The sequence below is a fragment of the Sphingomonas crocodyli genome (genome assembly GCF_004005865.1).
Lineage (GTDB): Bacteria > Pseudomonadota > Alphaproteobacteria > Sphingomonadales > Sphingomonadaceae > Rhizorhabdus > Rhizorhabdus crocodyli.
On the sequence record NZ_SACN01000001.1, the window covers coordinates 2331981 to 2353903 of the forward strand.

Genomic DNA, 21923 nt, shown 5'->3' on the forward strand with positions numbered 1-21923 from the left:
AGTGTCAGGCAAGCTGTCACTGGTCTATGCGGGGCTGTGTGCGCTGCTCGCGACCGCGTTGATTTCGCTCGCAGCGATTGGCGGCTGGACCGATCGTGCGCAGGCTTCGGCCTCCTCCCCCGCTTCGCGCGCGCTGCACGTTGGTGTCGCATCCTGCGCGGGTTCCACCTGTCACGGCCGCAGCGAACCGACCGGAAAGGTCGTGCGCCAGGACGAACTTCTCCGCTGGCAGGAACCGTCGAGCCCGGCGGGCAGCCATAGCCGCGCCTTCGCCGTCCTCGCCGAACCGCGTGGCCAGGCGATCGCCGCGAAGCTGGGCATCGGCCCCGCCACCAGCGCGCCCGAATGTCTCGGCTGCCACGCCGATCCGGCTTATGCGGGCAAGGCTGCCAGCTTCCAGGTGTCCGACGGCGTAGGTTGCGAAGCCTGTCATGGCGGCGCCGGCCAGTGGCTCTCCACGCATTATGCGGTGAACGGCACGCATGCGGCGAATGTCTCGCGCGGCCTCTATCCGCTCGATCAGCCGCGCGCCCGCGCCGAACGCTGCCTCGACTGCCACTTCGGCAGCGACAAGCCCGGCCAGTTCGTGTCGCACCGGATCATGGCCGCCGGCCATCCGCGCGTCGCCTTCGAAGTCGATCTCTTTTCCGCGCTCCAGCAGCATTGGGATGAGGACGCCGATTATATCCGCCGCAAGGGCCGCGTCTCGAACGTCCAGATGTGGGCGATCGGTCAGGCGACCGCGGTGAACCGCGCGGTGACTCTGTTCGCCAACCCGAAGCTCGGCACCCAGGGCGTCTTCCCCGAAATCTACTTCTTCGACTGCCAGACCTGCCACCGCCAGTTCCAGGACGGGCCGAAGGGCGGCAAGGTCAGCTGGGTCGCCAATCCGGGTCGCCCGATCCCGGCCGGCATGCCCGCCTTCAACGACGAGAACATGATCATGCTCTCGGCGGCGGCGAAGGTCGCAGCACCGGGCCTCGCGGCGAAGTTCGATGCGGACAGCAAGGCGTTCCACGCCGCGCTCGCCAAGGATCGCTCCTCGGCGGTGCAGGCGGGCCTGAAGCTGGGCGCGACCGCGCAGTCGCTGGCCGACGCCTTCAGCCGCACCAGCTTCGGTCGCAACGACATTATCCAGATCGTCGATACGATCGCCGGCCCCGCCACCGCGCCGCGCTTCACCGACTATGAAGGTTCGGTGCAGGCCGTGATGGCGCTCGACACGCTGCTCAACGCGATGGTCCACAATGGCTATGCCACGGCGGGCCAGGCCAAGGGCGTGCGCGGGTCGATCGATCGCGCCTATCGCGCCGTCAACGACTCGAATGATTATCGGCCTGCGGAATTCCGCACGGCCCTCTCCCAGGCTGCTGCCTCGATCAGGGCGCTTCGATGAAAGTATCCCGGCTTACCGCGTTCGTAACGTCGCTTTCCTTCGCACTCGCGTCCTGCGGCGGCGGGGGGAGCTCGTCCAATTCGAACGGCGGCCTCCCGCCGTCGACGGCGACGCCTGACATCACGATCACCAGCAGCGTGTTCACCGCGCCTTCCGCGCAGAACCTGACCAGCGCCGACGTCGGCAAGATCATCGCGCAATCCGCCGAAGAAGCCGCCGCGCGCGGCAAGCCCGCCGTGATCGCGGTTACGGACCGCGTCGGCAACGTGCTGGGCGTCTTCACGATGAACGGCGCGCCCAAGATCCTGACCGTCGGCACGCAGGCAAGCGAACGCACCGTCACGCGCGGCGATCTCGAAGGTCTGGTCCAGGGTCCGCCCGCCGCCGCCCCGGATGCGAGCGTCCTCGTCGCCGGCGCGATAGCCAAGGCCGTGACCGGCGCCTATCTCTCCTCGTCGGGCAACGCCTTCTCGACCCGGACGGCGAGCTTCATCGTCCAGGAACATTTCCCGAAGGCCCCGAACACGATCGGCCTCGAAAGCGGTCCGCTGTTCGGCGTGCAGTTCAGCTCGACGCCCTGTTCGGACCTCAACACCCATTACACGCCGGGCGGCAGCTTCCTGATGGACGCCGTCACCCAGTTGCAGCGCATGGTCGCCGCGCAGATCGGCCCGAAGCGTTCGCCGCTGGGCCTCTCGGCCGATCCGGGCGGCATCCCGCTCTACAAGAATGGCGTCGTCGTCGGCGGCCTCGGCGTGATGTCCGACGGTCTCTACAGCTATGACGGCAATTCGGTCGCGCCCGACAATGATCCGGACGAGTTCATCGCCCTTGCCGGCTCGATCGGTTACGAGGCGCCCGACGCGATCCGCGCGAACCGCATCTCGATCGACGGCACCCTGCTCGCCTATAGCGAAGCGACCACCGACGGGCTGCGCAGCAACCCGGCCAATGCCCGCGCTTTCACCGCGATCAACGGCACGCTGGGCAGCCTGACCCCGGTGCGCGGCTATTATGCGCAGACGGGCGCGGCCGCTCTGCTCGATGGCACGACCTACGGCACCGAAGCCTCGGGCGTCCGCCTTGCGACCGCCGCCGAACATAGCGCCGGCACGGTCATCACCAACCCGGATGCCTTCATCCTGACCGACGGATCGGGCAATAACCGCTTCCCGATCCGCGCCGGCACCGACGCCGCCGAAGTCGCGCAGCCGCTGACCGCCGCCGAAGTCCGCGCGATCCAGGAAGAAGCCTTCCTGGTGATGTCGAAGGCGCGCGCCGCGATCCGCAAGCCCGATGACAGCCGTGCGCAGGTCTCGCTCTCGATCGTCGACACGCGCGGCTCGATCCTCGCGGTCGTCCGTTCGCCCGACGCCCCGATCTTCGGCATCGACGTGTCGCTCGAAAAGGCGCGCACCGCCGCCTTCTTCTCGAACCCGCGCGCCGCGGCCGACCTTACCGGCAATCCCAATCCGGGCGTCGAGGGCAGCCCCTCGGTCGCGAGCTATGTCGCCGCGATGCAGAGCTTCACCGCGCAGAACAACATCCTGAGCGGCGGCTACGGCGTCTCTGATCGCTGGCTGGGTCTTGTCGCCCGCCCCTATTTCCCGGACGGCGAAGTCGGCAAGCCCAACGGCCCGCTCTCGCGCCCCTTCTCGGCATGGAGCCCCTTCTCGGTCGGCTTGCAGAGCACGCTCGTCACCCCGAACATCCTCCAGCATGTCGGCTTCATCCTGGGCGGGGCGACCGATACGCCGCAGCGTTGCACGACGACGCCGGCCATTTCGGGCACCGCGCAGAACCGCCTGCAGAACGGCATCCAGATCTTCCCCGGCGGCACGCCCATTTACCGCGGCAATGTGCTGGTCGGCGCGATCGGCATTTCGGGCGACGGTATCGACCAGGACGACATGATCTCGTTCCTCGGCACCTTCAACGGCAGCCAGCGTCCGCTAAGCGTCGGTCTTTCGCCGCTGGCGATGCGCGCGAGCCAGATTTCCTTCTCGCAGGCCAATGGCGCGAAGCTGCCTTATGTGCAGTGTCCGGTGCAGGAGTTTGTCGGCACCTCCGCCACCCTGGACATCTGTTCGGGCAAGTAGATGGCGAGCATGCTCCCCTCCCTGATGCAGGCGGTGGCGCTGATCGCCGCCGCGCCCGACGAGGCCGTCGCCGCCGCGCAAGCGCCCGCACCGGAGGCGGCGCCCGCTGTCGAGCCGGTCGAACTACCGGCGCAGGATCAGTCGATCGACGGCCGTCGTCGTCCGGGCGCGCAGGCCGAATTGCCCGCGCCGATCATCCAGAACAATGTCGGCGCGGTGGCCCCGCCCCCGCCCGAAGCGTTCACCGGTGAGGAATTTCCGGTTCCCGACCGCTGGCGTCTGGCCAAGGCTTTGTGCCCGGACAAAGGCTTCATCGGCATCCAGAATGTCTGCCATTCGCGCTGGGATCCTTATCACCAGAATTTCCTGAAGGGCGATCGTCCGATCGCCAAGGACAAGATCCCGTCCTGGCTGCCGATCCACGGCGACGACTGGTTCTTCGTGCTGTCGGGCATTTCCGACACGATCGTCGAACCGCGCAACTTCCCGACGCCTGCGAGCCGTCAGGTGGTCGAGCGGCCCCAGCAGAACGGCGTCTTCGGGCGCGGCGAAAGCCTGGTCGCGGCGCAGACCTTCATCGGCTCGGTCGCGCTCATCAAGGGTTCGACCGCGTATAAGCCGCCGGATATCGAATATCGGCTGACCCTCGCGTTCAACGTCAATTACGTGAACGTGCAGGAACGCCGCGTCCTGAACGTCGAGCCTTCGAAGAAGACGCACCGCACCGACCAGTTCGTTGGTGTGCAGGAACTCTTCATCGACAAGCATCTCGGCAACAAGTCGGATCATTACGATTTCGATTCGCTGCGCATCGGGATCCAGCCCTTCCAGGCGGATTTCCGTGGCTTTCTGTTCAACGACAACCAGCTCGGCATTCGCCTGTTCGGCAACCGCGACAACAACCGCTTCCAGTATAATCTGGCGGCGATCTGGCGGCTGGAAAAGGACACGAACAGCGGCCTGAACGATGTCACGACGATGCCGCGCGACGATTTCATCCTGTTCGGCAACATGTTCCTGCAGGATTTCCCGATCGCGGGCATGACCTCGCTCGTCTCCGCGACCGCGAACATCAATCGCGAGAACGACATCAAGGTCGACGATAACGGCTTCCCAATCGTCCCCGTGCTGTTGGGCGATCTGAAGCCGCGCAAGTATGAGGCCTATTATCTCGGCTATTCGGTCGATGGCCGCCTGAACCGGTTCAATCTGTCGGCCAGCGTCTATGGCCTGCTTGGCCGCGACAGCCACAATCTGTTCACGGCGCGCGAGGCGAAGGTCCGCGGCTTCTTCGGCGCGGCCGAACTGAGCTACGACGTCGATTGGATGCGCTTCAAGCTGTCGGGCCTCTACGCCAGCGGCGACAAGAAGCCGTACGACAACACCGAAACCGGCTTCGACGCGATCTTCGAAAACCCGGTCTTCGCCGGCGCCGACACCAGCTACTGGATCCGCCAGTCGATCCCGTTCGCGGGCGGCGGGCGCGTGGTGAACGTCAGCCAGCGTAACGGCCTGCTCAACGATCTGCGCTCGTCGAAGGATCAGGGGCAGTCGAACTTCAACAATCCGGGCACCATTCTGGCCGGCGTCGGCGCCGATCTGGACGTCCTGCCACAGCTGCGCATTTCGCCGCAGCTCAACCGGCTGTGGTTCGCGACGACCGAGACGCTGAAGGCGCTGCGCGTCGAAGACAGCATTCCCAAGTCGATCGGCTGGGATCTGTCGACCGCGATCGTTTACCGGCCGGCGATGGTCCAGAATGCGGTGTTCCGCCTGTCGGGCGCGGTGCTCGATCCGGGTAAGGGCTTCAAGGATCTCTTCACCAACTCGAAGGGCCAGAAGCGTTATTATTCCGTACTTTTCAATGCGATCCTGACGTTTTGAGGGATTAGATGCGAACTTTGGGGCGACAGGGACTGGTGGCTTGGGCGGCGCGATGCGTGGTCGCGCTCTCGGCGTGCCTGACGTTGTTCGCCACTTCTCCGCTGACCGCGAACGAGGGCGAGAAGCCCGTCGCACGCGATTACAGCCTCGTCCGCGTCGGCCCCGCCCCGCGCACCCAGTTCTGGGAAGATCATGACGGCGTCCAGGGCGCCGACAGCAAGAATGCCGGCTGCATGTCGTGTCACACGCAGAGCGATCGCAAGACGATGCACGACAGCCAGGCGGTGGTGCTCAGCTGCACCGACTGCCACGGCGGCAACAACAAGATTTCGGGCGATCCTTCGCGCGGGCCGAACGACCCGGCCTATGTCGCCGCGCGCGACAAGGCGCACGTTTTGCCCCGCTATCCGATCGCCTGGCGTTGGCCCTCCTCGGCCAATCCGAAGCGCAGCTACACGCTGCTGAACAAGGAATCGCCCGAATATATCCGCTTCGTGAACCCGTCCGACTATCGCGTCGCGCGCGATGCCTGCGGCGCGTGCCACATGGAGATCATCACCGCCGCCGAACGATCGCTGATGTCGACCGGCGCGATGCTGTGGGGCGGTGCGGCCTATAATAACGGCATCCTGCCCTACAAGAATTACAGCTTCGGCGAGGCTTATACCGCGCATGGCGAACCCGCGATCCTGAAGTCGCCCGGCGCTGGCACCGCGGTCGGATCGGTCACGCCCGAACAGAAGGCGCGCGGCGCCCTCCCCATCTTCTATCCGCTGCCGACCTGGCACGTGATTCCGCCGGCCGACATCTTCCGCGTGTTCGAACGCGGCGGCCGCGTGATCAGCAGCCAATTCTCCGAAATCGGCCTGCCCAATCCGTCGGGCAGCATCCAGCGCCTTGAGGAACCGGGCCGCCCCGACCTGAAGCAGTCGAACCGCGGCCCCGGCACCGGCCTGCGCACCGCCATTCCGGTCCTGAACATCCACAAGACCCGCCTCAACGATCCGTTCATGTGGTTCATGGGCACCAATGATCAGCCGGGCGACTATCGCCATTCGGGCTGCGCGGGCTGCCACGTCGTCTATGCCAATGATCGTGAGCCGACCCACAGCCTGATCTACGCCAAATATGGCCGCGACGGGCAGACCGCGACGGTCGATCCGACGATCCGCGACCTCATCGAGCGCCCCGAACTCGACCACCACGAGGGCGGCGGTCATGGCGGTGGCGCAGAGCACGGCGCCAAGGGCGGCCATGATACGGCCACCGAACATGGCAGCGATTCGCATTCGTCGGCCAAGGGGCATGAACCCGCCGAAAAGGGCCATGCCAGCCCCGCGGCGCATGGCGATCATGCGACCCCGGCCCACCCGGTCGGCGCGATGAAGGAAAAGGGTCACCCGATCCAGCACGCCTTCACCCGCGCCATCCCGACCGCGCAGTGCATGAACTGCCACATGCACCAGCCCAACATCTTCCTGAACAGCTACCTCGGCTACACGATGTGGGATTATGAATCCGACGCGCCGTTGATGTGGCCGGCCAAGCAGAAATATCCGACCGCGGCCGAGCGTTTCGCGGTGATCGACCGCAATCCCGAAGCCGCCGCCGCCATCGGCAAATGGTCCGACGTCGATTTCCTGCGCCGCGTCTATGACGATGTGAACCCGAAGGCGAAGGACACCCAGTTCGCCGACTATCACGGCCACGGCTGGAACTTCCGTGCGATCTACAAGCGCGATCGCGACGGCAATCTGCTCGACGCCTGGGGCAAGATGGCGACCAACGGGACCGAAACGTCGCACATCATCGACCCCAACGATCCCGAGAAATTCCGCAAGCACGGCATGGGCGAGTTTGCCCCCGTCGGCGAGCAGAAGGGCAAGGCGGTCCACATGATGGACATCCACGCCGAAAAGGGCATGCAGTGCGCCGATTGCCACTTCGCGCAGGACAGCCACGGCAGCGGCTTCCTCTATGGCGAAGTCGCCAATGCGATCGAGATCGGGTGTAAGGACTGCCACGGCACCGCCGATGCGCTCCCCACCCTGCTCACCTCGGGTCCGGCGGCGCGTCCGGGCGGCACCAACCTCGCCCTGCTGCGCAACCCCGACGGCAAGCGCCGCTTCGAGTGGGTGACCGAGGCGAATGGCGAACGCACGCTGATCCAGCGCTCGCTGGTCGATCCGAAGATCGAGTGGAAGGTTTCGCTGGTTGCCCAGTCGGTCGATCGCGGCAGCAGCCACTTCAATCCGCTGGCCGCCCGCGCCAAGCTGATGTCGAAGAACGGCTCGGAAACCGGCAAATTCGATTGGGGTCCGGGCGTTCCGAAGTCGGAGCGCGCGCACACCGAAGACAATATGGCGTGCTTCACCTGCCACCTGTCGTGGACCACGTCGTGCGGCGGCTGCCACCTGCCGATCGAGGCGAACTGGAAGACGACCGGCCACAAATATGACGGCATCGAGAGCCGCAACTTCGCGACCTACAACCCGCAGGTCGCGCGCGACGAGATGTTCCAGATCGGCCGGCACCAGACCACGAAGGGCAATATCGTCGCCCCGATCCGCTCGACCTCGGCGCTGGTCCTCTCGTCGACCAACATCAACCGCGAGCGCATCTATATCCAGCAGCCGCCAATCTCGTCGGCGGGCTATTCGAGCCAGGCCTTCGCCCCGCACTTCCCGCACACGGTGCGCAAGACCGAGACGAAGACCTGCACCGACTGCCATCTCAGCGCGAATGACGACAACAACGCCGTCATGGCGCAGCTGATGGTGCTGGGCACCAACTTCGTGAACTTCGTCGGCATGAACGCCTGGACCGGGCTGGAACATGGCATCGAGGCGGTGCGCGTGACCGAGTGGAGCGAGCCGCAGGCCGTTATCGGTAGCTACCTGCATAAGTACGCCTATCCCGACTGGTACAAGGCGCATCAGGACCACAATCGCGAGCTGATCGAGTGGAAGCGCGGCACCCGCTTCGGCAACAAATTCTCGGGTGAGGATGACTCGATCGAGGAGTTCGCCAACACGACCCACCCGACGCCCGATGCGGCGCGCTGCCTGCAGCTGCGCGGCGAATATATGTTCACCGCGCAGGGCCGTGGCGGGTTCGAGGTCTATGACGTCGCGTCGATCGCCAACAAGGGCACGTCGCAGCGTATCCTGACCGCGCCCTTCTCCCCGCTTGGCCACAACACCACGGTCAAGTCGAAGAATGCGACCTGCATGGCGCTGCCCACCGGCCAGGCGATCAGCACCCAGCGCAACGATCAGATCACCAAGTTCTACCCCGAGAACCAGGAACAGAAGATGGCGGAGCTGTATCGCTACGCCTTCGTCACGGACTCGGAAGAAGGGCTGATCGTCGTCAATGTCGAAACGCTGGCCGATGGTGATCCGCGCAACAACTTCCTGAAGCGCTCGGCGACCTGGAATGATGGCAACGTGCTCAAGGGTGCCCGCCACATCACGATCGGCGGCAATTACGCTTATATCGCGGCCGATGCGGGCATGGTCGTGGTCGACATCAGCGATCCGATCCGTCCGAAGCTGGCCGCGACGGTGCCGCTGCGCGATGCGCGCGCCTCGGCGCTCCAGTTCCGCTATCTGTGGGTGACGACGGCGGATGGCCTCCAGCTGATCGACGTCACGCATCTCGACAAGCCGGTGCTGACGCCCGCCATCTTCCCGCTGGCCGATGCGCGCCGCGTCTATCTGGCGCGCACCTATGCCTATGTCGCGGCGAAAAATGACGGCCTCGTCATCGTCGACATCCGCAAGCCGCTGGCGCCGCAGCTCTACATGAAGGTCGGTTTCGACGGTAAGCTGAACGATGCCGAGGACGTGATCGTCGGCACCACCAACGCCTCGCTCTTCGCTTATGTCGCGGACGGGCGGAACGGCCTGAAGGTGATCCAGCTGACCAGCCCGGACAGCCAGCCCAACTTCTACGGCTTCTCGCCCGCGCCCAAGCCCGAACTGATCGCCTGGGTGAAGACCACCTCCCCCGCGCTCGCGCTGTCCAAGGGCCTCGATCGCGATCGCGGCGTCGACGAAAGCGGCAACCAGATCGCAATCTTCGGCCGCCTTGGCTCGCGCCCCTTCCACCGCAGCGAGATGGAAAAGCTGTTCCTCGACAGCCGCGGCAACCCGTGGAAGGTCAGCGACACGCCTACGTTTGCGGACTGGCTGCCGGCGAAGGCAAGCGGATCGGCGACCGCGCGCAGGCGCTAATTATCGTCGTCATCCCGGCGGAGGCCGGGATCTCAGCGAGAATCTGGAATTGAGTTGGTCGCAAGAACCTCCTGAAACCCCGGCCTCCGCCGGGGTGACGGCCTGCTACGCTTCCCATGCCTTCAGCGCGGCCCGGATCCGGCGCGCCATGAGCGGCAGGCGACCGATCTCGTCGGCAGGTATATCGAACGAATAGACGAGGTCGCCGACCCGGACGACCGGTTGGCACTTGCCCGCCTGATCCGGCCATTGCGAGCAGGCGCTCAGGAACGTGCGCGGCCGTCCGCCTGCGGGCTTGAGCCAAAGCGAATATTGGTTCGCGCTCTCCTCCGCCGCGATCTTCTCGATATCCTCGGCGCGATAGGCGTCCACCAACATGTCGACGCCGTCGCCGCCTCCGCACACCGCCCTGATCGTGTCGGTGGTGGCAGGATGGCGGCGGCAGAAATCGGCAGCATCCTCAACCAGCACGATCGTCGGTCGCCCGCCCGCCGCCTCGGGCTCCAGCGCGAAGATCAGCCCCGCGCCCGGATTGTCGCGCACGGCCTCGCTCGGCACGGCAAAGCTGTGCGCACCAACCTTCACGGTCGTCTTCGCCTCGCCGCACCCGCTGATCGTCATCGCTATCGCCACCGTCGCCAGGAACCGGCCCGCATGTCGCGTGATCAGGGGCAGCTTCTCCATACCCATGAATAAGCGTTCGCCTCGCCAACGGTTCCCGTCAACATTGTTCCGCCAAAGGTGCGCGGATCGAGGCCGTGATCGGCGAACACCTGATGATGGTAACGCGCGACATCCTCGGCCGTGGGGTTGCCGAAGCGGGTGACCGCATCGGCATGGGCGCGCATCAATTCGACGCCGATCTGCTGGATCTCGGCGTTGATCTTCGCGCCATCCGGCCAATTGCCGCTGAACACCGTCCGCTCCGCAATCGCATTGTACAGGCGGCCATTGGCGACCTGTCCGTTGAAACTGTCGTTACGCACGATCTGCAGCGCGGTCGCGCCCAGCGGATCGCCACGTTCGGCGCGCGACGCCCAGAAGGCTTCGCGATCGCCGCGTGCCGCCGCCGCCTGTTCGGCCGGGGTCATGCCGGGTGACGGGCATGCGACATCTCCCTGCACCGGCGATGCCGCCAGCAGGACGGGCGCCTGCATCTCGCCCGACACGCGCAGCAGCGCCCCCGCCTCGACCGGCGAAAGGCGCGCCGCCAGTTCGCCGCGCAATTGCCCTGCCAACGCCGGATCCTGCGCCTGAATCGAATCGAGCGACGACGCCAACTTGCCGGTATCGAGCCCGCCCAGCCCCTGCGATTGCGAAATCAGCGCGTCGCTCAGCGCGCCGATCGACGATCCATAGCCCGATCCGCTGGACGCGGTGGTTGTCGTCGATGCGTTGCCGGCGGCTTCGATCATGGGCTTTGTTCCTTGTCGTGCGGAGCAGTGGCTATCATGCCGCCGGTGCCGGCGCGCTAATCGATCGGACTAAGCCCGCGGATGCGCGTTGCGATACACGTCCATCAGATGCGCCGCATCCACGCCCGTATAGACCTGCGTCGACGACAGACTCGCATGGCCAAGCAGTTCCTGCAGCGAGCGTAGATCCGCTCCCCGCCCCAGCAGATGCGTCGCGAAGCTGTGGCGCAGCGCATGGGGCGTGGTGCGGCCGTCCAAGCCCAAACGCACACGCGCGGCGCGGACGGCGCGGCGGATCAGGTCGGGGGCGAGCGGACCGCCCTTGGCACCGCGGAACAGGATTTCCTTGTCGGCATAGCCATAGGGGCAGAGCGCGGCGTAACGCTCGACCGCCTCGCGCACCGGCGGGAGCAGCGGCACGATCCGCGTCTTGCCGCGCTTGCCCGTCACCGACAGCCGATCGCCCAGCGGTAGCGCGTCGCCGGTCAGGCCCACCGCCTCGCCAATGCGCAGACCCGCGCCGTAGAGCAGCAGCAGCACCGCCTCGTCGCGCGCCGCGATCCAGGGTTCGGCGGCGCTTTCGACCGCATCCTCGGCGATCGCGGCGATGTCGGCGGGGGTGACGGGGCGCGGCACGCCCTTCTTGATCCGCGGCCCCTTCACGCGCGCCTTGCCCCCGGCAAAATCGAGGAAGGCGCGCACGGCGGACAACTCGCGCGCGGCGGAGACATTGGACAGCCCCTCCCCGCGCCGTTCGGCCAGGAAGGCGCGCAGGTCGCCTTTGTCGAGACCGGCCAGAAGATCGCCATCGATGATCTGCCCGCGATGCCGCCCGAGGAACGCGATCAGACGATGCGCGGTCGCCGCATAAGCACGGACAGTATGATCGGATCGCCGCCGGTCGCGGCGCAGATGATCGGCCCATTCCGCCGCCACGAGGCGCGCGGGATGATCATCAAGATTTAGGGGAGCAGCCACCGCCCGATCATGCGCGAAAGCATCGCGCCGAGGAAGCCCAGCAATTCGGAACCCGCACGCGTATCGAAACCCTGCGGGCGACGCTGGCCGAGCGCGAGGACGCCGCCGGGCAGCGGTGCTTCGGCGGTCAGGCGGATCAGCGCTTCGGCGCGGATAAGTTCGGAAGCCGGGCCGAACAACGGATGGCCGCGCTCGACCCCGCGCATCACCACGCCCTCGATATCGGCCACCGACTTTTCGACGATGCGGCGCTCGACGAACTGCATCCCCGATGCATCTGCGCGCAGCCCCTTGTCACCCGCGAACAGGGCCACCGACACGGCATCGAGGCCGAGAATATCGGGCCAAAGCTGCGTGACGATATGGATGAGATGATCGAGGCCATTGGCATCGGTCGCGGCGATCACCGCCTGATGGATCGACGAGACCGCACCCGAATGGCCGCGCGCGAAGGCGATCAGATCCTGATTCGCCTCCTCGACCTCCGCGACCCTACGCCGCATCGAGGCCACCGCCCCACCTTCGAAATCGATCACGCTTCCCATGATCGGGAATCTACCCGACAATGGTTAACAGGCAATGGCTTAACGGTGACGTCGATTGATAGGGCGACGACGTGGCGCAAGCGCAACGCCTCTCCATTATCCTCCCCCGCCAGGGGGAGGTGGCGCCGAAGGCGACGGAGGGGGAGGACAGTGACTCAAATGAGTTTGCTGTCGCCCTCCCCCTCCGTCAGCAAGCTGACACCTCCCCCTGGCGGGGGAGGATTAATTACAAAATGCTCTGCCCCGTCTTGGCCCAGTCGGCCATGAAGCCGGCAATGCCCTTCTCGGTCAGCGGATGGTTGAACAGCGCGCGGATCACGGCGGGCGGCGCGGTCATCACGTCGGCGCCGATCTTGGCGGCCTGCAGGATGTGGACCGGGTGACGCACGCTCGCGACCAGGATTTCGGTGCCGAAATCGTAATTGTCATAGATCTGGCGGATGTCGGCGATCAGATCCATGCCGTCGAAACCGATATCGTCGTGGCGGCCGACGAAGGGCGAGATGAAGGCTGCGCCCGCCTTGCCCGCCAGCAGCGCCTGGTTCGCCGAGAAGCAGAGCGTGACGTTCACCATCGTGCCGTCATCCGACAGAGCCTTGCAGGTCTTCAGCCCGTCGATCGTCAGCGGCACCTTGATGCAGACATTGTCGGCGATCTTCCGCAGAACTTCGGCTTCCTTCATCATCGTCGCATGATCAAGCGCGACGACTTCGGCCGAAACCGGGCCGGTGGTCAGCTTGCAGATGTCCGCGATCACCTCGACGAACTTGCGGCCCGATTTGGCGATCAGCGACGGGTTGGTCGTCACGCCGTCGAGCAGGCCGGTGGCCGCCATTTCAGCGATGTCGGTGGTATCGGCCGTGTCGACGAAGAACTTCATGGAAAACCTCCCGGATGCGAATCTGCGCGCGCTATAGGGCAGCGCGGCCTCACGGCAAAGCGGGGTAGCCGCCGCCGATGATGATCGTCTCGCCGGTGATGAAACTCGCCTGATCGGAACAGAAGAACAGGAAGGCGTTGACGATATCCTCGCGCCGCCCCTGCCGCTTGATCAGCTGCATCTGATTGATCAGCGCGTCGCGATGATGCTGGGGCAGTTCGGCCATCACCGATTCCGAATCCACCATCCCCGGCGCGATGCCGACGACGCGGATATTGTCGGGCGCCAGCTCCCCCGCCATTGCCGATGTCAGGCCGCGCACCGCCAGTTTCGACACGCCATAGGCGCTCAAGCCGATATAGGCGTTGATGCTGGCGAGGTTGACGACCACGCCCCCGCCCCGCCGCTGCATCGAAGGTTGCGCCGCCGCGACCGCATTGACGATGCCGACGACGTTGACGTCGAGCATGTCGCGCCACTTCGCGATGTCGAGCTTCAGCGTCGGCTGCCCATAGGTGAAATTGTGGAGCGCCGCGCAGTTGATGAGGATATCGACCCCGCCGAAGGCCGCATCCGCCGCCGCGACACACGCATCGATCGCGTCGCGATCGCGCACGTCGACCTCCACCGCGATCGCACGCCCCAGATCGGCGGCCAGCGCCGTCGCCCGGTCGATATCGAGATCGGCGATCACCGCCGCCGCGCCTTCCTGAACGAAGCCGCGCGCCGCCGCCTCGCCAATGCCCTGCGCACCACCCGTGATCATCACGGTCTTGCCCGAATATCGCATCACCCCTCCTCGGTTTGCTATAACCGAAGCATCGTCGCTTTCCTGCCGAACGGCAAGATCAGGAGGTGGTGCGCGTCGCGCTTTCGATCGGGCGGGCGTTGCGCGGCGCCTTGAGCCACGCCTCGACCGCGCCGGTCCACACGGCATAGCCGCGCGCATTCATGTGCAGGCCGTCCAGCCCGAACAGACTGGCGTCGGGCTTGCCTTCCTTGGTCAGCATCGCGCTGGCGACGTCGAGATAGTCGAAACCCGAGGCCGCCCCCGCGCGGGCGGCCATCGCGTGATTGACCTCGGTCATGTCGTCCCACAGTGCCCAGCGGCTGGGGCTGGGCTTCATCGAGATATAGACGATCCGCGCATTGGGCTCGTCCGCGCGGATGCGGGCGAGCAACTTGCTCACGTCGCGCACCACTTGCTCGGGTTCGGCGCCTGCGGCGATGTCGTTTTCGCCGACATAGACCACCACGGTCGCCGGCTCATGATCGCCCACCACCTGCTCATAATAGTGCAGGACGTCGGGCGTCGTCGCGCCGCCGAAACCGCGGTTGAGCGCGGTGCGGCTGGGGAAGCTGTGCGATGTGTCCCACAGGCGGATGCTGGAGCTGCCGACGAACATCGTCTCGCCGGGGGGCGCATCCAGTTGCTCGTCGGCGCGCTCAAAGGCTTCGATCTCGGCGGCGAAGCGCGCGAAGGGATCGGGCAAGGCCAAGGGCGCGGCGGCCTGCACCGTCGCGCTCATCGCTCCCACAATCGCCAGCCCTGCAAAAAGCCGCCCGATCATCGCCTCACCCTGTTGGATGTGGGGCTTATAGCGGGTTTCGAAGGCGGAAACAGTATCGTCGTGAACACTTTCGTCATCCCGGCGGAGGCCGGGATCTCAGGAGGCTCTTGCCTCAACCTGCTCGCGACTCTGCTGAGATCCCGGCCTCCGCCGGGATGACGGCTGTGGCGTCACTCCGCCGCCAGCAGCTGCTCCGCTCCGCCCAGATCGACCGAGACGAGCCGGCTGACCCCGCGTTCGACCATCGTGACGCCGAACAGGCGGTGCATCCGGCTCATCGTCACCGCATTGTGGGTGACGATCAGGTAGCGTGTCTCGGTCTCCTGCGTCATCGCGATCAGCAGGTCGCAGAAACGCTCGATATTCGCGTCGTCCAGCGGCGCGTCGACCTCGTCCAGCACGCAGATCGGCGCCGGATTGGTCAGAAACAAAGCGAAGATCAGCGCCACCGCCGTCAGCGCCTGCTCGCCGCCCGACAGCAAAGTCAGCGATCCCAGTTTCTTGCCCGGCGGCTGCGCCATGATCTCAAGACCCGCCTCCAGCGGATCCTCGCTATCGATCAGCGCCAGATGCGCCTCGCCGCCCGCGAACAGCGTGGTGAACAGGCGGCGGAAATGCTTGTCGACCGCTTCGAACGCAGCGAGCAGGCGGGTGCGGCCTTCGCGGTTCAGGCTGCCGATCGATCCGCGCAAGCGGTGGATCGCCTCCTGCAATTCGTCGCGCTCGACCGCGCTGGTCGCCTGGCTGGCCTCCAGTTCGGCCAGTTCGGTTTCGGCGACCAGATTGACCGGCCCGATCCGCTCGCGATCGAGCGTCAGCCGATCGAGCCGCGCCGATTCCGCCGCCCCGTCACCCACGTCCGCGCTCGCAAAGCCCAACTTCTCGGGCAGCACCGGCGCAGGACATTCGAAGCGTTCGCCCGAAATGCGGCCCATCTCCACGCGCCGCAATTCCTGGTTCTCGGCGCGCACCTGCGCCCCCGCCCGCTGCTCGCGCGCTTCCGAAAGCCGCTCCCCCGCCTGCGCCGCCGCGGCTTCGGCCGTGCGCAATTGCGCATCCGCAGTGCGCTCAGCTTCGGCTGCATTTTTATAGGCTTGCTCGGCATTGCTTGCATCGGATCGCAAATTGTCGATCAGAGCGCCAAGTTCCTCAGGGCGGCCTTCCAGGCTCTTGCTCTCGGTCTCGATCGCCGCAGCGCGCGCATCCATTTCGGCGATCCGGCCGGCAGCGTCGCCCGCGCGCGCCTTCCAGCTTTTGGCCTCGGCGCGCGCCGCCTGCTGGCGCTGCGCATCGGCGGAGGCCGCTTGCGCGATCGTCATCGATTGCCCGCGCGCTTCGAACAGGGTCGATCGCGCCGCCTCGGCACCCGCGCGCAGCCGCTCCGCCTCGGCGCGTGACTTTTCGCCGTCGGGCAAGGCCATCATCGCTGCCATCGCGGCCTCCACCGCCTGCCCTGCCTCGCCGGCTTCCGCCTTGGCGCGGCCTTCGCGATCGCCCAACGCCGCACGCTGCGCCGCAAGCCGCTCGATCGCGGCGACGGCCTGATCCTCGTCGCGGATCGCCCCGCGCTGCGCATTTTCGGCGCGCGACAATTCGGCGCGGCCCGCATCGATCGCCGCCTTGGCGCTCGCAATCTTCCCGCCCGCCGCCGCCAAAGCCGCCTGCGCGACTTCCAGCGCCTGTCGAGCAGGCGGCAGCATCGCGTTGAGTTCGTCGAGGCGATTGACCCGCAACAGCCGCTCGGCCGCCGCAGCTCCGGCCTCCAGCGCGACAAACCCATCCCAGCGTCGCATCTTGCCGTCGCGCGTAACGATCCGCTGCCCGGCCGCCAGCGCGATCGATCCGTCATCGGCATCGACCACGCCGATCTGCGCAAGCCGACGCGCCAGTTCGGCCGGTGCCGCGACATGCGCCGCCAGCGGCTCGGCGCCCGCCGGCAGCGCGGGATCCTTCGCGGCCTCCGCCCCGGTCCAGCGCAACGCCCCGTCCCCGCCGATCGGCGCTTCGAGATCGTCGCCCAGCGCGGCCGCCAGCGCATGTTCGTAACCCGGATCGACGCGCAGCTTATCAAGCACGCGATCGCCGCCCCCGCCCGCGCCCAGCGCCTTCTCTAGCGCCCGCGCCTCGGACTCCAACGTCGCCAGCGCAGCCCGCGCGGCGCCGCCCGCCTCCTCAGCCGCATCACGCTCGGCCGCAGCGACGGTGCGCGCCTCCTCGCCCTGCGCGACGGCCGCCAGCGCCGCCGCAATCGCGCGCTCGGCCGACTGGCGCGCCTCGATCGCGGCATCGCGGCGCGCGACCAATGGCGCTTCGCCGCCCAGCGCCTCGATCTCGCGCAGCACCCGGTTGAGTTCGGCCTGCGCGCGATCATGCCGCGCGCGCATCGCGGCGACATTGGCTTGCGCGACGCGCAGATCCGCCTGTTCGGCGGCGTGCGCGGCCTGCGCCTTGGCGACCGCCAGTTCGGCCTCGCGCGCCATCGCCTCGGCATCGCGCACCTGCGCGTCCACCGTCGCCTGCCGCGCCTGCGCCTCGGCAAGCCGCTGGGTCAGCGCCTTGTCCTCCTCCGCCAGCGCCGAAAGCGCCGCCGCCGCATCGATCGCAAGCCTGTCCTCGCGCGCCCGATCGCGTGCCAGCGTCTCGCGCTGCTGCCCGATCTCGGCGATCCGTCGCACCACGCCGTCGCGCTCGCCGGAAAGCGACGCGAGCCGGTGCGCCAGTTCGGTCGATCGATCGCGCGCCGCCTGCGCCGCAGCCCGCGCATCGGCCACCGCAGTCACAGCCAGCGCCTGCTTCGCCGCCGTATCGCGCTGCGCCTCGGCCGCCTCGGCCACCTTCGCCTCGGCCGCCTGCGCCTCCTTTTTCGCCGCTTCGGCCGCCGCCGCCGCATCGCGCCAACGCGAAAAGATCAGCCGCCCTTCGGCCAACCGTATCTGCTCGCTCAGCGCGCGATACCGCTCCGCCTGCCGCGCCTGCCGCCGCAGGGTCGCGGTCCGCGCCTCCATGTCGGACAGGATTTCGTCGAGCCGCGCGAGGTTCGTCTCGGTCGCGCGCAATTTCTGCTCGGCGTCCTTGCGGCGGACATGGAGGCCGGCAATCCCCGCCGCCTCTTCGAGCATCTGGCGGCGTTCATGCGGCTTGGCGGCGATGACGGCGGCGATGCGCCCCTGGCTGACCAATGCGGGCGAATGCGCGCCGGTCGCGGCGTCGGCGAACATCAGGCCGACATCCTTGGCGCGCACATCGCGCCCGTTCATGCGGTAGGCGGAACCCGCGCCCCGCTCGATCCGGCGCGTGACTTCGACCTCGCGATCCTCATCGGCCGTCGCGTCGGGCCGTTCGGTGAAGATCGTCACTTCGGCGAAATCGCGGGCCGGCCGTGTCGCCGTGCCCGCGAAAATCACGTCCTCCATCCCCCCGCCGCGCAGCGATTTAGGCGATCCCTCGCCCATCACCCAGCGTATGGCTTCCAACAGGTTGGATTTGCCGCAACCATTGGGGCCGACGATACCCGTCAGCCCGCGTTCGATGATCAGCTCGGCCGGCTCGACGAAGCTCTTGAAACCCGAAAGGCGAAGCTTCCTGATCCTCATCGCGGCCGGTCTGGCGTCTCCTTAGCGGGCCGCAGCGCGCAGCTTGGGCTCAAGGCCCGGCCAGTCATAGACCTGGTCCTGCTTCACGCCGTTGATGAAGAAGCTGGGCGTGCCATCCACCTTGTCGGTGTTCACGCCATAATCGCGGATCTTCAGCAGCTCATCGAGCGCCTTCTTGTCGGTCAGGCAGCCGTTGATCTTGTCGCCCGGCACGCCATGCGTCTTGAAGAATTCGTCGAGGCCGGTGAGCGTCACGAGCTGTTCAAACTGCTGCCCCTGGGGCAGCGTGCCGAGCTGGCGCAGCTTGGCCTCGTCGACCGAGTTGAACTTGCCGATCCACTGGGTCTGGCTCGCATAAAGCTGATCGACCATCGCGAAGAACGGCTCCGGCCCCTGGCAGCGCGCGACGAGGGTCGCGGCGACGTCGAGCGGGTTCATCACGAAGTTGCGATATTCCCAGCTGACCTTGCCGGTCTTCACGAATTCGTTGCGCAGCGGCTCGCCCGCCGCCTTGGTGAAGTCGCGGCAGTGCGGGCAGGTGATCGACGCATATTCGACCAGCTTCACCGGCGCGTCCGGATTGCCCATGCGGAAACCGCCCTCGGGCGTCTTGGCGGTGGTGAGCGTCCAGTCCTGCCCGCTATAGGGCGCGGTGCCGGCGGCGGCGGTCGCAGCGGGTGCGCCCTCGGCCGTGTTCGCCGTCGCGGTCTCGTCGGCCTTCTTCTGGCAAGCCGCCGTCACCAGCGCCAGAGTGATCGCCGTCGCGGCCAGATATGTCTTCATCGCTACTTCAACTCCAGGGGAACGCATATGTCGTTGGGACAGGTGTAAACGGCCAATCGCGGCGTGCAAGTGCCTGTTACTTCCGTCATCCCGGCGGAGGCCGGGATCTCAGGAGGCTCCTGCCTCTGCCTTGTCGCGACTCTGCCGAGATCCCGGCCTCCGCCGGGATGACGACTAGCCCAACGCCGCCTTGATCTTCGCCTCCAGCGCGGCCCAGCTGGCGATCGAACCCAACATCTCGCCGTTCAGCCGGAAGCCGGGCGTGCCGGAGATCGCATCCTTGTTCCACGCGCGATCGGCCATGTCCTCCAGCGCCTTCTGCCCCTTGGGATCGGCCAGACATGCGTTGAAGCGCGCGGGCGCCATGCCGCGCTTGGCGAAATAGCTGTCAAAGCCCGCCGCCTTGGCGACGAACTGCATCTTCGCCGCCGGGGCGAGATTTTCGAAGGCGGGATCGTTCGATGCGGCCATCGCCTTTTCGAACCAGACCTGCTGGGTCGCGAACAGCCCCTCGATCGACGGCAGATAGGCGTTACGCGGCTGGCAGCGGACCAGCATCGATCCCGCAAAGTCGTAACCGTCGCGCACCGCGTGCCGGATTTCCAGGCTGACCAGCCCCTTGGCGATATAGTCGCGCTTCAGCGGCGTCATCGCCTCCCCCGCCATGTGCGCGCAATGCGGGCAGGTGAGCGACAGATATTCGACCAGCTTCACCTTCGCCGCCGGATTGCCGATCACATAGGCGCCCTCGGGCGTGATGTTGACCGTATCGACCCAGTTCGCGGCCTTGGCCGGCGCGGCCTTCTTCGCCACCGTCGCGGCCGAAGATGCCGCCGGCAGCAGCGCCAGCATGAGGATGCCCGCGATCAGCCGCTTCTTCACTTGGTCTCGTCCCCATTATCGATGATCGGCGCGCCCGTCGTGGCCGAGAGCGCCCCCGCCAGTGAGGCGAGGCACGCGCGCAATTCGGGATCGCCCACGGTGCGCAGGCTTTTGCCCAGATCGATCGCGGGCAGCTGAGCATTGGGCATGCGCAGCGACGGCTGCGGCTTGCGGATCGCGGCGGGCGGCACGCCCTGCCGGATCGCGACGCGCGCGACGGCGGCATAGCCGAAGAAGCGGTTCACGCGCTCCATGATCTCGGGCAGCACATGCTGCATCATCGGCCCATGCGCGCCCTGCACCTCCAGCGTCAGCAGCCCGCTGTCGCGCTTGCCCTGCGGAAAGCGGATCGATTCGGGGGTGGAGACGGCGGCATAGCGCGGGCCGACGATCTCGGCCCAGCGGCTGACGACCGAACTCTGCACGAATCCGAAGCGCCGAAACGCCGCCCGGCCAACGTCGGGCAGCATGTCCGCCACCGAACGCGCAGCCCCGCCGCGCGGGCGTTCATACGCCTTGGCCGCCGGTTTAGCCGCCTTGGTTTTCGCCTTCGCAGGCTTTTGCACGCCGTCCGTTTCGCTCATGGGGCGTCCATGCCATAGGCGGGCCATGTTCGTCGATGCCCCGGCACAGGTCGCCGCCAAATTGCTGGACTGGTACGACGTCCACGCGCGCGCCTTGCCGTGGCGCGCGCCGCCCGGCGCTGCCCGCACCGAGCCTTATCGCGTCTGGCTGTCCGAAATCATGCTCCAGCAGACAACCGTCGCGGCGGTGCGCGGCTATTTTGCCAAGTTCACCGAACGTTGGCCGACGGTCAATGCGCTGGCCAATGCCGACGATGCCGATGTGATGGCCGCCTGGGCGGGCCTTGGCTATTATGCTCGCGCCCGCAACCTGATCGCCTGCGCCCGCGCCGTCGCCCGCGATCATGGCGGCCACTTTCCCGATAGCGAGGCGGGCCTGCGCACCTTGCCCGGCATCGGCGACTATAGCGCCGCCGCCATCGCCGCGATCGCCTTCGGCCGGCGCGCGGTGGTGATCGACGCCAATGTCGAGCGCGTGGCGAGCCGCCTCTTCGCCTTCGCCGATCCCCTGCCTGCCGCGCGGCCGAAGCTGCGTATTTTGGTCGACAGCATCACGCCCGATGAGCGCGCGGGCGATTTCGCGCAGGCTATGATGGATCTGGGGTCGGGCATCTGCACGCCCCGCAACCCGCAATGCCTGATCTGCCCGCTGCGCGATCCCTGCGCAGCACGCGCGGCGGGCAATCCCGAAACCTATCCGGTCAAGGCCGCGAAGAAGGCCAAGCCCCAGCGCAAGGGCACCGCCTTCTGGATCGAGCATGATGGCGCGGTGCTGCTCGTCCGCCGCCCCGACAAGGGCATGCTGGGCGGAATGCGCGCTTTGCCGACCGGGCCGTGGAGCGACGAAGACCCCGCCCTCGCCGACGCGCCGATCGACGCCGATTGGCACGACGCCGGCAGCGTCACCCACGTCTTCACCCATTTCGCGCTCGACCTGCGCGTTGTCGTCACACGGCTGTCCGCCCGTCCTGACATATCGGGCGAATGGTGGCCGGTCGCTTCCGTCGATACGGCAGGTCTGCCGACCCTCTTCGCACGGGCCGCCGCCCGCGCTATCGCCGGTTCGAAATAGGTA

Annotated in this window: 16 protein-coding genes; 5 read left to right on the forward strand and 11 right to left on the reverse strand. The window is 66.8% G+C overall.

The genetic code is table 11. From position 1 onward, the window contains the following. Position 1 precedes the first annotated feature (1 nt). The 4 genes from EOD43_RS11210 to EOD43_RS11225 are packed head-to-tail and all read left to right on the forward strand — an operon-like array spanning position 2 to position 9617. Positions 2–1396, forward strand: a complete 1395-nt coding sequence (locus EOD43_RS11210) for a cytochrome c family protein (RefSeq protein ID WP_240653156.1) — start codon at positions 2–4, stop codon at positions 1394–1396. After that, a complete protein-coding gene (locus EOD43_RS11215; protein ID WP_127743813.1) occupies positions 1393–3495 on the forward strand; it encodes a heme-binding protein in 2103 nt (700 codons plus the stop codon). The genes EOD43_RS11210 and EOD43_RS11215 overlap by 4 nt, the downstream gene beginning before the upstream one ends. Further along, positions 3496–5379 carry a hypothetical protein gene (locus EOD43_RS11220; RefSeq protein WP_127743815.1) on the forward strand — a complete coding sequence of 628 codons (1884 nt, stop codon included), beginning with the start codon at positions 3496–3498 and terminating at the stop codon, positions 5377–5379. It abuts the gene before it with no gap. An 8-nt stretch (positions 5380–5387) separates the two neighbouring features. Then, positions 5388–9617 (forward strand): multiheme c-type cytochrome, encoded by a 4230-nt coding sequence (locus EOD43_RS11225; protein ID WP_127743817.1) that lies wholly within the window; start codon positions 5388–5390, stop codon positions 9615–9617. 105 nt (positions 9618–9722) lie between these two features. Here EOD43_RS11225 and EOD43_RS11230 read toward each other — a convergent pair whose 3' ends face one another. From EOD43_RS11230 to EOD43_RS11285, 11 genes are all read right to left on the reverse strand, one after another. After that, positions 9723–10307, reverse strand: coding sequence for a hypothetical protein (locus EOD43_RS11230; RefSeq protein WP_127743819.1), 585 nt, complete (start codon positions 10305–10307; stop codon positions 9723–9725). Then, positions 10283–11032, reverse strand: a complete 750-nt coding sequence (locus EOD43_RS11235) for a hypothetical protein (protein ID WP_127743821.1) — start codon at positions 11030–11032, stop codon at positions 10283–10285. The genes EOD43_RS11230 and EOD43_RS11235 overlap by 25 nt, the downstream gene beginning before the upstream one ends. Before the next feature lie 69 nt (positions 11033–11101). After that, complete coding sequence (locus EOD43_RS11240) at positions 11102–12010, reverse strand: tyrosine recombinase XerC (RefSeq protein ID WP_127743823.1); 909 nt, start codon at positions 12008–12010, stop codon at positions 11102–11104. Beyond that, positions 11995–12555, reverse strand: a complete 561-nt coding sequence (locus EOD43_RS11245) for a DUF484 family protein (RefSeq protein ID WP_127743825.1) — start codon at positions 12553–12555, stop codon at positions 11995–11997. Before EOD43_RS11245 ends, EOD43_RS11240 begins: the two co-directional genes overlap by 16 nt. A 226-nt stretch (positions 12556–12781) precedes the next feature. Continuing rightward, positions 12782–13435, reverse strand: coding sequence for a fructose-6-phosphate aldolase (fsa, locus tag EOD43_RS11250; protein WP_127743827.1), 654 nt, complete (start codon positions 13433–13435; stop codon positions 12782–12784). Positions 13436–13484: 49 nt separating this feature from the next. Then, positions 13485–14225 (reverse strand): SDR family NAD(P)-dependent oxidoreductase, encoded by a 741-nt coding sequence (locus tag EOD43_RS11255; RefSeq protein ID WP_127743829.1) that lies wholly within the window; start codon positions 14223–14225, stop codon positions 13485–13487. A 58-nt stretch (positions 14226–14283) separates the two neighbouring features. Beyond that, complete coding sequence (locus EOD43_RS11260; protein ID WP_127743831.1) at positions 14284–15006, reverse strand: GDSL-type esterase/lipase family protein; 723 nt, start codon at positions 15004–15006, stop codon at positions 14284–14286. 170 nt (positions 15007–15176) lie between these two features. Beyond that, a complete protein-coding gene (smc, locus tag EOD43_RS11270; protein WP_127743834.1) occupies positions 15177–18599 on the reverse strand; it encodes a chromosome segregation protein SMC in 3423 nt (1140 codons plus the stop codon). Between the two features lie 21 nt (positions 18600–18620). Then, positions 18621–19382 carry a thioredoxin domain-containing protein gene (locus EOD43_RS11275; RefSeq protein ID WP_127743836.1) on the reverse strand — a complete coding sequence of 254 codons (762 nt, stop codon included), beginning with the start codon at positions 19380–19382 and terminating at the stop codon, positions 18621–18623. A gap of 174 nt (positions 19383–19556) precedes the next feature. Continuing rightward, positions 19557–20264 (reverse strand): thioredoxin domain-containing protein, encoded by a 708-nt coding sequence (locus EOD43_RS11280; protein WP_127743838.1) that lies wholly within the window; start codon positions 20262–20264, stop codon positions 19557–19559. Continuing rightward, positions 20261–20848, reverse strand: a complete 588-nt coding sequence (locus tag EOD43_RS11285) for a DUF721 domain-containing protein (RefSeq protein WP_127743840.1) — start codon at positions 20846–20848, stop codon at positions 20261–20263. Before EOD43_RS11285 ends, EOD43_RS11280 begins: the two co-directional genes overlap by 4 nt. Positions 20849–20873: 25 nt before the next feature. On the opposite strand from EOD43_RS11285, the gene mutY reads away from it, so the two are divergent. Beyond that, positions 20874–21920, forward strand: a complete 1047-nt coding sequence (mutY, locus tag EOD43_RS11290; protein ID WP_127743842.1) for an A/G-specific adenine glycosylase — start codon at positions 20874–20876, stop codon at positions 21918–21920. The last annotated feature ends 3 nt before the right edge of the window (positions 21921–21923 follow it).